The 15,853-nt window shown below is 40.2% G+C and carries 19 protein-coding genes and 1 pseudogene; 1 reads left to right on the forward strand and 19 read right to left on the reverse strand.

The features are described from left to right. Nucleotides 1-38: 38 nt before the first annotated feature. From MKY84_RS08780 to MKY84_RS08870, 19 genes and pseudogenes are all read right to left on the reverse strand, one after another. Nucleotides 39-422, reverse strand: a pseudogene (locus tag MKY84_RS08780) (CAP domain-containing protein); the annotation flags it as partial. A gap of 324 nt (nucleotides 423-746) precedes the next feature. Further along, on the reverse strand, nucleotides 747-1,895 hold the full coding sequence (locus MKY84_RS08785) for a CobW family GTP-binding protein (protein WP_342525602.1): 1,149 nt from the start codon (nucleotides 1,893-1,895) through the stop codon (nucleotides 747-749). Nucleotides 1,896-1,948: 53 nt separating this feature from the next. After that, nucleotides 1,949-3,415, reverse strand: coding sequence for a S41 family peptidase (locus MKY84_RS08790; RefSeq protein WP_342525603.1), 1,467 nt, complete (start codon nucleotides 3,413-3,415; stop codon nucleotides 1,949-1,951). A gap of 82 nt (nucleotides 3,416-3,497) precedes the next feature. Further along, nucleotides 3,498-4,202, reverse strand: coding sequence for a purine-nucleoside phosphorylase (gene deoD / locus MKY84_RS08795; protein WP_342525604.1), 705 nt, complete (start codon nucleotides 4,200-4,202; stop codon nucleotides 3,498-3,500). 68 nt (nucleotides 4,203-4,270) lie between these two features. Further along, nucleotides 4,271-4,489, reverse strand: coding sequence for a YozE family protein (locus MKY84_RS08800; RefSeq protein ID WP_342525605.1), 219 nt, complete (start codon nucleotides 4,487-4,489; stop codon nucleotides 4,271-4,273). 12 nt (nucleotides 4,490-4,501) lie between these two features. Next, nucleotides 4,502-4,894: a peptide-methionine (R)-S-oxide reductase MsrB gene (gene msrB / locus MKY84_RS08805; RefSeq protein ID WP_342528874.1), complete on the reverse strand. Its 393-nt coding sequence runs from the start codon at nucleotides 4,892-4,894 to the stop codon at nucleotides 4,502-4,504. 22 nt (nucleotides 4,895-4,916) lie between these two features. After that, a complete protein-coding gene (gene msrA / locus MKY84_RS08810) occupies nucleotides 4,917-5,450 on the reverse strand; it encodes a peptide-methionine (S)-S-oxide reductase MsrA (protein ID WP_342525607.1) in 534 nt (177 codons plus the stop codon). An 8-nt stretch (nucleotides 5,451-5,458) separates the two neighbouring features. After that, on the reverse strand, nucleotides 5,459-6,034 hold the full coding sequence (locus MKY84_RS08815; RefSeq protein WP_342525609.1) for a YpmS family protein: 576 nt from the start codon (nucleotides 6,032-6,034) through the stop codon (nucleotides 5,459-5,461). A 4-nt stretch (nucleotides 6,035-6,038) separates the two neighbouring features. Further along, nucleotides 6,039-6,857: a GDSL-type esterase/lipase family protein gene (locus tag MKY84_RS08820; RefSeq protein ID WP_342525611.1), complete on the reverse strand. Its 819-nt coding sequence runs from the start codon at nucleotides 6,855-6,857 to the stop codon at nucleotides 6,039-6,041. 4 nt (nucleotides 6,858-6,861) lie between these two features. Beyond that, nucleotides 6,862-7,704: a DegV family protein gene (locus tag MKY84_RS08825; protein WP_342525613.1), complete on the reverse strand. Its 843-nt coding sequence runs from the start codon at nucleotides 7,702-7,704 to the stop codon at nucleotides 6,862-6,864. Continuing rightward, nucleotides 7,701-8,438 (reverse strand): lysophospholipid acyltransferase family protein, encoded by a 738-nt coding sequence (locus MKY84_RS08830; RefSeq protein ID WP_342525614.1) that lies wholly within the window; start codon nucleotides 8,436-8,438, stop codon nucleotides 7,701-7,703. The genes MKY84_RS08825 and MKY84_RS08830 overlap by 4 nt, the downstream gene beginning before the upstream one ends. Then, nucleotides 8,431-8,916: a dihydrofolate reductase gene (locus MKY84_RS08835; RefSeq protein WP_342525615.1), complete on the reverse strand. Its 486-nt coding sequence runs from the start codon at nucleotides 8,914-8,916 to the stop codon at nucleotides 8,431-8,433. Before MKY84_RS08835 ends, MKY84_RS08830 begins: the two co-directional genes overlap by 8 nt. 11 nt (nucleotides 8,917-8,927) lie before the next feature. Then, nucleotides 8,928-9,866, reverse strand: a complete 939-nt coding sequence (locus MKY84_RS08840) for a thymidylate synthase (protein ID WP_342525617.1) — start codon at nucleotides 9,864-9,866, stop codon at nucleotides 8,928-8,930. Nucleotides 9,867-9,878: 12 nt separating this feature from the next. Then, entirely contained in the window at nucleotides 9,879-10,424 is a 546-nt protein-coding gene (locus MKY84_RS08845) for a YpjP family protein (RefSeq protein WP_342525619.1), read from the reverse strand. A gap of 234 nt (nucleotides 10,425-10,658) precedes the next feature. Then, nucleotides 10,659-11,432: a class I SAM-dependent methyltransferase gene (locus MKY84_RS08850; RefSeq protein ID WP_342525620.1), complete on the reverse strand. Its 774-nt coding sequence runs from the start codon at nucleotides 11,430-11,432 to the stop codon at nucleotides 10,659-10,661. Next, complete coding sequence (locus tag MKY84_RS08855; RefSeq protein WP_342525622.1) at nucleotides 11,429-11,866, reverse strand: BrxA/BrxB family bacilliredoxin; 438 nt, start codon at nucleotides 11,864-11,866, stop codon at nucleotides 11,429-11,431. Before MKY84_RS08855 ends, MKY84_RS08850 begins: the two co-directional genes overlap by 4 nt. After that, a complete protein-coding gene (locus MKY84_RS08860; RefSeq protein WP_342525624.1) occupies nucleotides 11,863-12,993 on the reverse strand; it encodes a conserved virulence factor C family protein in 1,131 nt (376 codons plus the stop codon). Before MKY84_RS08860 ends, MKY84_RS08855 begins: the two co-directional genes overlap by 4 nt. A 29-nt stretch (nucleotides 12,994-13,022) precedes the next feature. Further along, on the reverse strand, nucleotides 13,023-14,903 hold the full coding sequence (locus tag MKY84_RS08865; protein WP_342525626.1) for an ABC-F family ATP-binding cassette domain-containing protein: 1,881 nt from the start codon (nucleotides 14,901-14,903) through the stop codon (nucleotides 13,023-13,025). Further along, a complete protein-coding gene (locus tag MKY84_RS08870; protein ID WP_342525628.1) occupies nucleotides 14,891-15,514 on the reverse strand; it encodes an HD domain-containing protein in 624 nt (207 codons plus the stop codon). Before MKY84_RS08870 ends, MKY84_RS08865 begins: the two co-directional genes overlap by 13 nt. A 96-nt stretch (nucleotides 15,515-15,610) precedes the next feature. On the opposite strand from MKY84_RS08870, the gene MKY84_RS08875 reads away from it, so the two are divergent. Beyond that, the gene (locus MKY84_RS08875) at nucleotides 15,611-15,820 is read left to right on the forward strand and encodes a cold-shock protein (protein WP_342525631.1); all 210 of its coding nucleotides are present in this window, start codon (nucleotides 15,611-15,613) and stop codon (nucleotides 15,818-15,820) included. Nucleotides 15,821-15,853: the final 33 nt, after the last annotated feature.

The raw sequence follows: 15,853 nt of genomic DNA on the forward strand, positions 1-15,853 counted from the left end.
AAAACTGCCTCTCCTATTCAGAGAGACAGTCGTTTTGATTATTTTGTAATAAATTGTTGAACCCAGTAGTTCCCCTTAGCTGTATAACCAATGCCAATATGCGTAAGGTTGCGATCTAAAATATTGGCACGATGTCCTGGTGATTTCATCCAAGCATCCACCACTTCTTTTGCTGAACGTTGACCCATTGCAATATTTTCGGCTGCACGGCGGTAAGTGATACCTTCAGCTTTCATCTGATCAAATGGACTACCTAGAGTAGGACTTGTATGTGAGAAATAGCGATTTGTCGCCATATCTTGAGCTTTTGATTGAGCTGTTGCCATGACACGACTATCGAGTTTAAGTGCGGGTAAACCGTTTTGTGCTCGGTAGTTATTTGTTTCCGTAAGCACCTGATTCACTTCTGCACTGTATGAAGTTTGTTCAGATACGACTTCTTGTGGCTTTTCTACGGCTACAGGTTTTTCTGCGGCTACAACAGGTACCTCTACAGCTGGTGGCTTGATAGGCTGTGCAACGGGTTGATAACATGCGCTTGCAGCTATTCCTCCCGCTGAAATCATAGTTGCTGTTGCGAATGGTAAGACAATTTTCTTCAAATAATTCCTCTCCCTTCACGACTTAGTCTAAAATGTTTTTTTTAGAGGAAAGCAGGAATATTTGAACAGTAGCACCAATACCAAGTCAAACAAGGTAGCATACTTACTCAAATTGGAAAGCTCTACCTATTTGCACCTATTTTTCTAATGAGAAGGGGTTGACAGAATGCCCACACGCTCTTCAATAAACGTTGTTAAACAGTTTTCCTCCCAATTAGAGCAATCTACTGCTTGTAATTTCGAGAGTAAAAATTGTTGCTTTTGATGAATCGTTTTTCGGGTCCGGGGGTGAGACTGTTGATCAAGAAGTTCTTCATCGATCACTTGAGCGAGATCTGCCAGAGAAACTACTTTATTGATTCGATTTCTTTCAGGATAAACCTTCTTCAGTACACTCTGCATGGCAAACACTTCAAGTGTTGGGGTGTCCTCCACGTTTTCTCCTATCACAACTAGCTGAGTTTTTACTTTAACATCTTCCGGTATCCATTGGGTCATCCCATATGCCAACTGAAACAGGTGAGGATGGGTAGATGAAGGCAGTTGAATATAGCCTTTTATCCGGTAGATGGTATCAGGTAATGATTGCACCCACTCTTCAACTATATATTGAGGATAGGGTCTTCTCAGTTTTTCCAGACGCGTGCCCAGTTGCAGTTCTTTTCCAATACGGGAAGGTTCATGCTTTTTTCTAGTTGTAATCAAATTCTCAACCTGCGAGAAATCAAATGTAGCATGCACGGTCTCGACAAGTCGTGCTCCTTGGTTCAGTTGATGAAGTGTAAAATGGGCTTCCTCTTTTTCCTCTTCATCTAATAAATCAATTTTGTTGAGAATGACTAGATGACCATGTCGTATCTGCTCTAAATAAAGAGCTTTTGTCTGAATGGGAAGAGTATCTCTTTTTAGAAAACGAACACCGTCTACTAATGTCACAATACCTTTGAACGAAAAGTGATCAGCAAACAGTGGCGATAAAATAACGTCTAGAGAAGCCACCGGGTGTGCTGCACCTGTCGTTTCAATAAGTAGGACATCAAATTCTTCTTGGTACATAATTTGTTGAATTTGCGCTTCTGTTTTTTCAGCTGGTGAACAACATATACAACCATCAAGCAGTTCTCTTAAAGGTACATCATCCTCTACAGCATCACTGTCAAAGCCGAGAGCCCCTAATTCATTCATAATGACTGCTGGTCTTAGCCCTTGATTTTTCAGCTGTGTGATCCATTTCACTAGCAAAGTAGTTTTTCCACTTCCGAGAAAACCACTTAATAAATATACATCTTTCATACATTCTACTCCTTAAAAAAAGAGACTGACTACTAGTAGTCAGCCCTAAGTTTTTATTCAGTTGGTTGTAAAACTTCAATGGCCTTCACGAGTTGAGGATCTTCAGTTTGAAGCTTCTCGCGAATAGCTGCCATTATAGCAACTGTAGTGTCCCCTGTGACGATTCCCGTCACTTCTAATTCATTCTCTTGTTGGAACGTTTCAACAGCTGTTGTTACGGTTTCATCAAAGCGATTGGATTCTTCACCTGTATCATAGCCCAGTTCAGTCAGGAATTGTTTTAATACACCGACTTGATCAGCTTGTAAGCCTTCACTCAATTCCATCGCTGGATCAAGTGGCGCTAAAGATGCGTAAGCTGGGTAATCCACTTCGTGATCAGGTTGGACACCTTCTTCATGGATCCAATTGCCGTCTGGCGTTAACCATTTAGCCGTCGTTAGCTTGATATTTGAACCATCCTCTAAATCTTCGACACTTTGTACCGTTCCTTTACCAAATGAAGGTAAACCGACAACTGGGATATCTGCAGATTCACTAAGAGCTGCTGCTATAATTTCTGAAGCAGAAGCACTACCTCCATCAATAATGACCGCTGTTGGTACTGTAACTTTCTGATAGTCCTTTGCTAGAATGATAGAAGCTTCCCCTTGTTGCTCAATCTGAAGGACAGGTTCACCTTCTTCTACAAACAAGGACGCAATGTCTACTGCAACATCTAACAAACCACCAGGATTTTGACGTACATCAAGAAGTAACGTCTCCATACCTTCTTCTTCCATTAGAGCTAATGCATCTAACAGTTCTTGATACGTATTACGTGAGAAGCTTGAAATGGAGATATGTGCAACATTTCCTTCTAGCATTTCAGCATAAACCGTTTCAATTGGAATATCATCACGTTTGATTGTTACTTCCATAGGTGCAGCTTCACCACGTTGAATCGATAATGTGACATCCGTTCCTTTTTCACCACGAATCAAAAGGACAGCTTCTGACGCGCTAAAGCCTCGAATATCTTCTCCGTCGACAGAAAGTATTTTGTCATTTGGCATAATACCTGCTCGCTCAGCTGGAGAATTTTTTATCGGAGATACAACAGTGATTACACCGTTTTGTTCTTGAATCTCTGCTCCAATTCCTTGGAAACTTGAAGAAATGCTTTCATCAAATTGAGAAGCCTCTTCTTGATTTAAATAATCAGAGTAGGGATCTCCTAATGCGTCCACCATTCCATTGATAGCCCCATTAACTAATTCTTCTTGTTCAAAGTCCGTATAGTACTGTTCTTGCAACTGATCATAAACATCATAGAGTCTCGAAAATTCTTGTCTTTCAGTAGGCTGTATGACTTGAGCCACTTTTTCTTCACCAGTAGTTAATGCAAGCATCGTTACGCCTGCAGAGGCTATTGCTGTCAAAAACAGAACAATGACAAAGATAAACGGGTTAATTCGAAATGCTCGACGTTTTGGCGGTTGCTCAGTAGGGACCTGATTTTGTTCTGGATGCTGTTCCATTTTCTCACCTCATTAATAAAGACTGTCGTACCTGTCGACAGTCTCAAAATGATAGTGGGACCAGAGTATGGTCCCAGTCATTTTATTCTTGAATAGCTGCTTCTAAAGCGACGACGATCATATCATTAAATGTAGTTTGGCGTTCTTCAGAAGAAGTAGCTTCACCTGTTAAAATATGGTCACTTACTGTTAGAATGGAAAGCGCTTGACGGTTAAATTTAGCTGCAAGCGTGTATAGGGCTGCGGATTCCATCTCTACAGCTAGAATGCCATAGTCGGCCCACTTTTTGTAATCTGCTTCATCATTGTAGAATAAATCAGCTGTAAAGATGTTCCCAACACGTAAGTTGAGTCCTGCTTCTTTACCTGCTTCAAATGCTTTGTAAAGTAAATCGAAATCAGCAGTAGGTGCATAAGCTAAATCATTTAACAAAACTTTGTTCAATGAAGAATCTGTAGAAGCACTTTGTCCTAAAATTACGTCACGAACTTTTACATCTTTTTGAATAGCTCCGCAAGTACCTACACGAATTAATTTTTGAACATCATATTCTTGCATTAATTCTGTTACGTAAATAGCGATAGATGGTACACCCATACCTGTACCTTGTACAGAAATGCGTTTTCCTTTGTATGTCCCTGTGTAACCGAACATGTTTCGAACTTCATTATATTGAACAACATCTTCTAAAAATGTTTCAGCAATATACTTGGCACGCAATGGATCTCCTGGAAGTAAAATTGTATCTGCAATTTCACCTTTTTTAGCACTAATATGAACACTCATGTTTGTAACCTCATTTCTTTAACGTATAAATTAATGATACATAGTTTAAGCTCTGATTGCAATTCAAGTTATCGTCGCGCTTGGTATTCTTCCCAAAGTTCGTCAAAAATAGATGCAGGCATGTCTTCATCTGCCTGCATCTCAATATAATTCGAGAGTTCGTAAAAGTCGTTGGTACCTTTTGGAAAGTCGTGTAAAGAGAAAACACGGTCGGCAAATCGGTGTTTACCATCCATGTGACTCCCCCCACGATAGCGGAGAACAAATTGATAAAATGAAACCTTCATCTCTCCACTCCTTTATTCAAAACTAGATAAATACTCTCCGTATCCTTCTTTTTCAAGGTCTTCTTTAGGCACGAAACGAAGGGCCGCAGAGTTTATGCAGTAGCGAAGACCCGTGGATTCTTTCGGACCGTCTGGGAATACATGTCCCAAATGGGAGTCAGCTGTTTTGCTGCGAACTTCTACTCTGCGCATCCCAAAGCTATCATCAAACTCTTCTATAACCTCTGGAGCATCAATGGGCTGCGTGAAACTTGGCCAACCGCATCCTGCATCATATTTGTCTTTTGAATGGAACAACGGTTTTCCAGAGACGATATCCACATAGATACCTTGTGAAAAATGTTGATCGAATTCATTTTGGTGAGGTGGTTCCGTTCCATTCTCCTGTGTCACATGGTATTGCATTGGAGTTAATTTCTCGCGTAAATTATCCTTCAAAATAATCCCTCCTTAATTTTTCCACAAAGTTCTTTCTTCCTGAGCCTGTGAAAAAGCGCTCGTAGTGCCCGCTATTCTTTTTATAGTAATCTTGGTGATAGTCTTCCGCCATGTAAAATGCGGACGCCGGAAGTAGTTTAACAGCTACCTTTTTAGTAAAAACATCTGATTCCAGACGATTCATGACAGTTTCAGCCACTTCTTTTTGTTCCTCATCGTGATAGAAGATAGCTGTTTGATAGGACTTCCCACGATCAAAAAACTGACCACCCTCATCAAAAGGATCAACATTTTGGAAGTAAATTTCTACAATTTGTTCGTATGAGAATTTCTCAGGGTCAAAGGTAATTTGTACAGCTTCGTAATGGCCAGTCGTTTCTGAACAGACTTGTTCATAGGTTGGGTTTTCAACATGCCCACCCGTATAGCCAGAAACTACTTTTTCAATGCCATCATACTGGTCAAACGGCTTGACCATACACCAGAAGCATCCACCTGCAAATGTAGCTTGTTGCATATCCATTCCCCCTATTATTGATTTGTAGGTATAGTAACCGACAAAATAATTTCGTCATTTTCTAAATCAATCTTTTGAGCACGAATATCGAAATCTCCGTCGATTGGGAGACCCTCTAAATCTATAAAGACAGACTCATCCGCAGGGCTCACGACCATCCAGTTGGGAAGATCTACTGAATCCCTCAACAACTTCAACACTTGTTCAGGTGGAATGGAGAGTTGCCCAATGTCCACTTGATTTTGTTTCAGTTGAATATTCCCATCCTCTTGTACAATAGGATCAAAATACATTTGAACGGGAATTGTTAAACTAAATACAGTCAATTCAGAAGTAAGAGCAATCTTTTCCTCCACTTCCAACTGCAATGGGATTGCCTGTCCACTTACAGCTTCTTGAATATATTTGTTGGCCAAAGCTTCAAAATCAGATTTGGAAGTTTCAACAAAAAGTTGCCCACCTTGTTCAGGCGAACCACGTTCAGCTAAAGAATAGCTTTCTGGTGTGGTCATAAGTAAACTGCTGACCCAAATAATAGCAACTGCTATAAGTACTACCAATCCTATAAATGCTATTTTCCATTTATTCATTGTCTCACGTCCCTTTCACATACAATTCCCCATTAGTTTCTTCGATAAAACCACAGCTTTCCATTGTCCGAATCATGCGATTTGTAATCAACTCGTAACCTCTGCCATTCGGATGAAAGAAATCAGTATGGTACACGAGATTGGTATTAGTGTAGAACAGATCTTGCACGGGTACGTAACAAGTTGATTCAAAATCAAAAAGTGTCCTCTCCATCGTCGTATTCCAGTCCGTGATGATAGATTCAACTTCTTGAGATTCTATTGTGATAAGAGAAAAGGGATTGTATAGACCCAGCGCTATAATTGGCGCTTGGGGGTTTAAGGCACGTACATAATCTACGATATGGTAATAACGAGATTCATAGTTAAGACGTTCTTCCTCAAACGCATCAAGCTGTAAAGAGAATAAGTCTCGCTTAATTATTTTCATTACATCATTCCCACCGATTGATAGAAAGATGTGACTTGCTTCTGAAATTTCATCATCGAGACTTCCACTTGATAATAAGGTCAGTAGTTGATCGCTGCGACGGCCACGCTTAGCGGTATTGATTAAATCAATTTTATCAACCTGTTCTCCTTGTAGAAGTTCATCCTTCACACGACCTATGTAGCCGTCTCGCTTCAGTTCATCCCCAACACCAACAGTTAGAGAGTCCCCTAATCCTAAAAATAATAAATTATCTGGAAAGACAGCATAAGGAACCTGGTATCTGACAGGTTCCTCACGTTCTTTCGTTTGAAATACTGGTTTGATGACTAACGAACTACAGCCACTTAAAACAAGTAAAAGAAATAGGGCTAGCACTACAATTTTTTTCACTTTGTTAACCTTCCAATAAGTACATGAATCCAATAGCACCTGGACCAGTATGAGTTGAAATGACAGGCGTAGTATAAGACATTTTCACATCTTCAAACCCGGATTCTTCAATTGCTTCTTTTAAAGGGTTTGCCATTTGAAAACCTTCAGCTTGTGCAATACCAACTGCTTTAATGGGTTGCGTAGCTGAATCCTTTGAATATTCATTAAGTAGATAACTGACCACTTGCTTGTAACTACGAGCTTTTGCAATCGGTGTATATTCGCCATTTGCAAGAGAGGCAATTGGTTTAATGGAAAGTAGAGAACCCATCATTGCTTGCCCTTTACCGATGCGCCCACCCTTAACCAAATTATCTAAAGTATCCACAACTACAAATAGACGAGTATTCTTTCGAACGACTTCTAACCGTGCTACGATTTCATCCATGTTTTTTCCTTCACGTACAAGTTTAGCAGCTTCTCTCACTTGAAATGCAAGAGCATGTGAGATAAAACGCGAATCGATAACAGTTACATCTACGTCTGTCATATTAGCAGCTGCTTCTGCCGATTTTACAGTTCCACTCATGCCGCCTGTCATGTGAATGGAAAGAATTTGAGAACCATCTTTACCAAGTTCCTCATAAATCTCTTGGAAAGTTCCTGCGGCAGGTTGAGAAGATTTCGGTAATTCTTTTGAAGATCTCATTTTCTCGATAAACTCCTGAGCTGAAATAGTAACTCCGTCTAGAAAGTCTTGACCATCTATGTGTATTGTCAAGGGAACGACAGTAATACCAAGTTCACCCACAACAGACTGAGGTAGCTCAGCTGTTGAATCCGTTACTATTTTTATAGTTGTCATCGAGACGCCTCCTCAAGTATCAATCTTGCATTCGTAATGCTTTGTTGCACACGTTCTCTGAACTCATCTGTTGATTCACCTTCTAAAATCTGAACAGGTTTTAATACGTGCACCTTTACATGGGCAGGTGTTACTCGGTTGTTTTGTTGCTCCATTAATTGAGAGGTGCCATAAATGGCAATCGGGACTACGGGAACATTGGCTCGGGAGGCAATGCGAACAAATCCAGCTTTAAATTCTTGAACGCCTTGCCCTTTCGAGCGAGTTCCTTCAGGAAATAATAGCAAAGAATGACCCTGTTGTAAGCTAATTGAACTATCTTCAATGGATTTCATTGCACTGCGACGATTAGCACGGTCGATAAAAACGCAATTCATCTCCGTCATCCAGTCAGCTATAAAGGGAATTTTTTTCACTTCTACTTTTGAAAGAAACCCGAATGGTTTTTGAATCGTGGCAATAAGAACCGGAATATCAAAGTTACCTTCGTGGTTGGCAATAAGAAGGACGGCACCTTCAGGGAGATTCTCTGCCCCCGTCAGTTCAACTGTAGCACCAGCTTTTTTTAAAATATTTTTTGCCCATGAACGAGGTGTTTCATAAACCAACTCATCATAGTCAGCTGTAGATAAAGTAGCTTTTTTCTTTTGCAACTGCTTTAAGCGAATTAATTTTGTGGGAATGAACCCTATTATATAACTATAAGTTACGAGACTTCTTAGCAAGTTATTCACTGGCCTTTCTAACATAGCGTTGATACGTGTAAGAAACCCCTGAAGAGGATGACTTTTTTTCAGATTGCCACTCTAAATGCCAATCCGAATAAGCTGGAAAGTATGTATCACCCGTATAGCTTTGATGAATTTGAGTAATCAACAACTCGTCGGCTGTTTCCAAATGATCTTTAAAAACCTGTGCACCACCAATAACCATGATATCGCTATTTTGCTGCTTCGCAAAAGCTATTCCATCTTCATAGGAATGAAAAACGTGAATTCCCTCTGCAGTGTAATCTTCGTTTCGAGTAATCACAATGTTTTCTCTACCAGGCAACGGTCGACCTATAGATTCAAATGTATTTCTGCCCATAACTATTGGTTTCCCAAGAGTCATCTTTTTAAAATAGGCAAGGTCTTCAGGAATATGCCACGGCATTTTGTTTTCATAACCAATCACTCGGTTTTCATCGTGCGCTACGATAAATGAAATCATAACATTTCTCCTTAAACAGCAATTTCGGCTTGGATGCGAGGATGCGGATCATACCCGATAATTTTTATGTCATCACTCGTCATCTCAAAGATGGATTTAGAGGAAAGCTCTAAAGTCGGCAAGGGTCTAGCCTCTCTAGTGAGTAGTTCGTTCACTTGATCCAAATGATTTGTATAGAGATGAGCATCGCCTAACGTGTGCACAAACTCTCCTACTTGGAGGTTTGTCTCCTGTGCAATCAAATGTACCAGTAATGCGTAGGAAGCGATGTTAAAAGGTACGCCTAAAAAGACATCGGCACTTCTTTGATATAACTGACACGATAGCTTGTTGTCTTGTACATAAAACTGCATAAACGAGTGACAAGGAGGTAGAGCCATGTCTTCTACTTCGGCAGGGTTCCAGGCCGTCACAATGTGTCGTCTCGAATGAGGTGTGTGTTGTATAGAGTGAATGACGGATTGTATTTGATCGAACATCTTACCATCGGCACCTTCCCACGCACGCCATTGTCTGCCATAGACAGGTCCAAGTTCCCCGTATTTAGCCGCAAATTCGTCATCCACTTTGATGCGAGCTATAAAGTCATTCATTTGTTCTGTGTAGAGCTCTTTGAATGCTTCGTCTTTCGTTGCTCGAATACCAAAATTCTTCATGTCAGGTCCGCTATACTCTTCACTAGAAATCCATTTTTCAAATGCCCACTCATTCCAAATATGGTTATTTTGAAGGATTAATGTTTGAACATTCGTGTCTCCTTTAAGGAACCACAATAGCTCGCTGACTATTAATTTAAAAGAAGTACGCTTAGTAGTCAGTAAAGGGAATCCTTCTGCTAAATTAAAGCGCATTTGGTAGCCAAAAACGCTTAAAGTGCCAACTCCAGTTCGGTCTTCCCGCTTGTGGCCATTTGTTACTATGTATTTGCATAACTCATGATATTGTTTCATGTAAACACTCCTTTAAGATAGCCATTTTGGAGGCGTATTCTTAGACCAATAAATTTCACCGATATCTTGGTGTGAACTGAATTGATCCGATGCTGTATGGTAGTGGAATGTAAAGTAATACCCTTCTTGAGGACGTTTTTCAACTCGAACATGAGCTCTTAAAATATCTTCATTAGTCGAAGCGTCATAAAGATGAAAAATCTTTTCTCCATAATCTCCAGAAGGTTTGTGTGAAATAGCAGATGTAGACGTGGCTAGCTGTTCAATTTTTTGTTGATAGGCAGGGAAAATTTCTTTCGCGTATCGTTCCTGTATACGTGGTTGTATTTTTGCGCCAAACTTCAAGTCACTTTGTTGCTGTGCTTGCGTTAACAGGTCTTCTAAATCGATTGGAGCTTGCAGGACATGAACTTCACTGTAGCGATTTTCTTCTATCTCAAATACTGAGTTCCATATCTCATGTGATGGTGTTATAACACCGAATGTAACTACTGCGACTAATGCGGCTAAAAACTTCTTAATGAATACCGACAAAACATTCCCACCCATCCGTAACATTTTTGAAACATCTTTTTGGAGATTACAGGACAAAGACTTCATTCTTTTCTGATTTCATTGTACAATAAGAAACATCGACATGTCACAAAAACACTTTTTTACAAAAGGAGAGATTGTCAAATGAGCTTAGGAATTGTCATTGGAATTGGATATTTGCTTCTTTTAGGATACCTTACTTCCCTTAACTTCACTCATTAATAAACAGACCCAGCTGAAAAATCAGCTGGGTCATTTTTATAGAGTCAACACACCGAAATGAAATTTTGAAGATTTTCTGTGAAGCTGTTCAAAACCGTATTGATTGAACAATTCACTGGTAAAATGGGCTTTCAAAACTACACGACGCCTCGCAACACGAACCGCTTCCTTCACCCACTCCTGGGTCAGTTGATCAGTGGCCGCAAACTTCTTATGTGTTTGAAAATTTGTCGATTCCTCAATTTCCTGTTCAAACATGGGATCAATATAAACCACGTCATAGGAATTGTCTGCTTGGTTCTTTAAGAAATCTACAGCATCTCCTTGTGAAAAAATTATCCTCTTGAGAGCTTCATTTAATTCTGCGAACCGAAGATCTGTAGTAAATTGACTTCTTTCGAATAAGAATGCAAGGATAGCTGACTTTTCAACAGCAAACACTTGACCCTCTTTTCCGACTGCTAAACTCGCCATCAAACAATCAGATCCAAAACCGAACGTGCAGTCTAAGAAAGAATCTCCTCGTTTTAAATCCACTGCTTCGATAAAAGGCTCTCGTTCACCAAGTTTCCAGCGTTTATATCGGAACATAGCGGTTCCAGGGTGATAGGCGTAACGATTCCCCTCTTTGTTTTGTGCTTCCCAACCTGTAGCGGTCCATACAAACAGAGTCTCATAATGGCCCCAAACCTGCTGTAAAGAGTTATCTTTTCGTTCAATGTAAGGAAGGGAGAGCTCATCGGCAATCTTTTTTGCATGCGCTCTCTTTTCTTGAGTCATTTTAGCGGAAGTAGTAATAGCTACTTTCATTGACTTTGCAGTTGCTCTAGAACTCCCTGAATATGATCAACAATCGCTTCTTTTGGGAAGTTCTCAATTTGTTCTCTAGGAATAAAGTAAGCAAGTTGACCGTCTTTCCAGAAAGCCATGGAAGGAGAGCTAGGTGGTACATCTGAAAAATAGTTGCGCATAGTTTCGGTAGCCTCTTGGTCTTGTCCTGCAAAGACTGTAACAAGATGGTCCGGTTTATGCGCTACATTTGTAACCGCCTCAACTGCGGCTGGTCTAGCAAGACCTGCTGCACAGCCGCATACTGAATTAATAACGATTAACGATAAACCTGTAGCTGAATTCATGTGTCCATCGACTTGATCAGCTGTTGTTAATTCTGTAAAACCATGTCCAACTAATTCTTTACGCATTGGTTCGACTAGTTCTCTCATATATTCTTCATAAGCATTCATTGTCGTTCCTCCTTGATTGCTCGAGCCATATTCATTTGTTTCCATACAGACCCTTTAGCTTCTTCACCTTGTTCGATGCGAGCGATTGCCATCTTGATTTGAAGCCGTACTTCATACTCGTCGTCTTCTTGAACATTTTTTAATGCTTCGAGATGTTCGTCACTGCCAACTTCATAAAAGAACATTGCAGCACGCCAACGAACTAACTTATTTTTGTCTTGAAGCGCTTGTATCATTGCAGATGCAAACTCTTCGTAACCTAAGTCACTAACCGTATCACCCGCAGTTCGACGGATAGAAGCATTTTTATCTCCAAGAGCGGCGATTATATGGGGTACTACTGCTTTATCTTCTAGAATACCTAGATAGATGACTGCCAGGCGGCGAATCGATACCTTTTCGTCTTTCAATGCTTGCGCAAGAAGTGGTAGATCTTCCACTTTTGGATGCGTCAGACGGTCTAATAGTTGATAGCGCACTTGCCAATCTGTATTTTGAAATTCTTCTAATGAGACAGGATAACGTTTATTTTTCCATTCTGTTTCAGCTTGTGACTCAGGTGAAGCCAATTGAGTTAAACGCTCAGAAGTAAATGCTGCTTCAATCTCTTCTGACACTTGCTTAGCGATTTCGTCAAACTCACCATAACGAATACCATAGTCCAACCATTTTCGTTGGAGAATATAGTTTTCATCGTCTTGCATTCTCGCATTAAAAGCTTCCATAAATCGGTCTGGGAGCGCATAGCGTTGCTCTTGTGTAGCGTCGAACAACTTAATTTGCATGGGAATGCCATGATAGTCTTGAATGTGTACACGTACTTCCCCAAAACTCTCCTCAGTAGAAAGGACTTCTTCTGAACTAGTCGTTTCTTTTCCGAAAGCTTGTTCAATCTGTGGAATTAAAACTTCCCAATTGGCTTTTGGATGTTTTTCGACTGCCATGAAATCTGACACATGATAGATGCCTTTTACACCTTCCAAAGCAAATAATGCTTGAATTATCTCAGGAGCGTCTTGTAACTGATCTGGCTTATAGTTAAACGTGGTGCCAAATGCTAGCTCTTGATCAACAACAATTTTCATTGAATTCGGACTTGGTGTGGGTTCAATCGTAACAATATTCATGTAATCACTCCTTCTCTCTAACTAGTGTATCATGTAGAGGCAATTTCCTCTAAATACGCCCATCGCTCCATCTTAGCCTCTAACTCGCTCTCAAACTGCTCTAGTTTTTCTGAGGCAAGCCTTATTTTATCGTAATCAGATCCAGCGTTATCTATAATTGACTGGTGATCAGCTATTTGTGTCTCTAGGGTTTCAATATCTTGTTCAATGGTTTCCCATTCTTTCTTTTCATGATAGGACATCCGTTTTTTCTTAACTTTTTCTATGTTTTCGTTTTTCTCTATCTCCTGAACTTGGCGAGCAGTTTTAGCTGAAGCTCGTTTATCATCTAAATAGTCTTGGAAAGAATCTAATGAGATGGTGATGGCTTTGTCTTCTAAAATCCATAATTTCGAAGTGACACGATCGATGAAATAACGGTCATGCGAAACGACAACAACGACACCAGAGAACGAGTCTAAGTAGTCTTCTAAAACTGCCAAAGTATCTAAATCTAAATCATTAGTAGGTTCATCAAGAATGATTACATTTGGTTGTTGAATCAAGAGTTTTAGAAGGTAAAGTCTTTTCTTCTCTCCACCAGACAGTTTTGAAATTGGTGTGCCGTGCATAGAGGTAGGAAATAAAAAGCGCTCAAGCATTTGAACGGCAGATAAGCGTTCACCAGTAGCTGTTTCAATAGCATTTGAATCTTCTGTAATATAATGCAGCACTCTTTGATTGGGATCAAATTCCGGTAAAGTTTGAGTGAAATACCCCACTCTCACGGTTTGACCAATGTCCAGTATGCCAGCAGTTGGTAACTCTATTCCTGCTAAAAGTGACAATAGAGTAGTCTTCCCTGCCCCGTTCTCGCCGACAATCCCTATGCGATCTTTATTTTGAAGTAAAAAACTAAAATCTGAGAATAAAACATGGTCACCATATTGCTTAGAGATCGCTTTCCCTTCCATTACCTTTTTCCCTAGTCGACTTGCTGCCAAGTTGACATCAAGGTCTTGATTACTTTGCTTGGTTTGGGCTTTCTCTTGGATATCATCGAAGCGATCTAATCGGGCTTTTTGTTTAGTAGTACGGGCTTTTGCACCGCGACGAACCCACTTCAATTCATTACGATATAGATTCTGAAGCTTCGATTGTTCAGCTTGCTGATTTTCATAGCGAATGGCCTTGCTTTCAAGAAATTGCTCGTAGTTCCCTTTGTAACTGTAGAGCGTTTGTTGGTCAATCTCATAAATAGCCGTTGAAATGTTATCCAGGAACACACGATCATGCGTCACAAATAAAACCGCACCCGAATAAGCGCGAACCAAATCTTCTAAGGCAATCGTGGATTCTACATCTAAGTGGTTGGTAGGTTCATCTAATAGCAGCAAGTCATGTGGTTCGATTAGCGCGCGGGCTAATGCCACCCTCTTTTGTTGGCCACCTGACAGTGTGCCTACAAGCTTTTCAAATTCAGTGATACCTAATTTGGTCAATGCTTGTTTAGCCGCTGTATTCAGATCCCAGCCACCTTGTAGCTCCATTTGCTCTTGAACAAGTAATAATTCTGATATAAGCGACATATTTGAAGTATCTTGTTCTGCAGCTTTTCTTAGCTTTTCATAGGTACGATTAAGCGCCATAACCGCAAGATCACTGCTGAACATCGTTTCCAAAACACTTTTCTCTTCATCAAGTTCTGGTGCTTGGGACAAATAAGAAATAGAAAAGTCATTCGGATGGTCTAAATGTAGCTTGTCTGCGTCGGCAATACCTGCGATTATTTGTAATAAAGTAGACTTGCCACTACCATTTTTCCCCACCAAACCTATCTTCTCACCTTGAGTAATTGTAAACTGAATATCTTGAAACAAAGTTTTTGCACCAACTGTTTTTGTCAGTTGATTAATGATTAATTGCGACATGGTTGTTCTCCAATCTCATCATAGAGCTGTTGTAAAAATAAAAGCATAAATTCATGACGTTGTTGCGCCAGATTTTTAGCTTCTTCCGTGTTCATCTTGTCTTTTAATAGTAATAACTTTTCATAAAAGTGTGTGATAGATGCCCCGTTAGGAACCTCTTTTCCTTGCCACAACGCTTCTACTTCTGAACTTTGATAAAGGGAGCGTCCATTTGCTCCACCAAATGCAAATGTACGTGCAATTCCTACTGCTCCTAGAGCGTCCAGGCGGTCTGCATCCTGTACGATTTGGGCCTCAAGCGATTCAGCCGTTTGCCCTCCGCTAAAGGATACCTGATCAATAATTGTACGTATCTGCTTTTGTTGATCTAGTGAAACGTCATATGTAGTAAAAATAAATTTCATGAAGTCAGCACTTTGCTCATTTGCATATTTTTTATCCTCTACGTCGTGTAAAGCAACAGCAAATGTTACAATCTCTTCATTTGCTTCTGGATAAGCTGCCAGAATGCGTTTAGCATTTTCGTAGACGCGTTCAATATGAGCCATGTCATGACTTGCATCATATTGATTGTAATACTTTTCTAATGAAGGGCGAAGTTTTTCCCACATCCTAAATATCCCCTTTCAAATTGACGTAGTGCGTCGAATCCTGTATAGTTTAGCTAGTAATTATCAGATTTTTCTAACGAGGGGGGTCCTGGTACGATGCAACAAGGACTAGTAAAATGGTTTAACGCTGAAAAGGGTTATGGTTTTATTGAATCAACCGAAGGTGAAGATGTTTTCGTACATTTTACAGGTATCCAAGGTGATGGATTCCGAACGTTAGAAGAAGGTCAAAAAGTTCACTATCGTACCGTAGAAGGCAATCGAGGACCACAAGCTGCCGATGTGCAAGTGATCCTAGCTGAATAAATCTATTTATACCCTCGCATTGTCTGCGTGGGT

It is taken from the genome of Chryseomicrobium sp. FSL W7-1435, from assembly GCF_038595005.1.
Lineage (GTDB): Bacteria > Bacillota > Bacilli > Bacillales_A > Planococcaceae > Chryseomicrobium.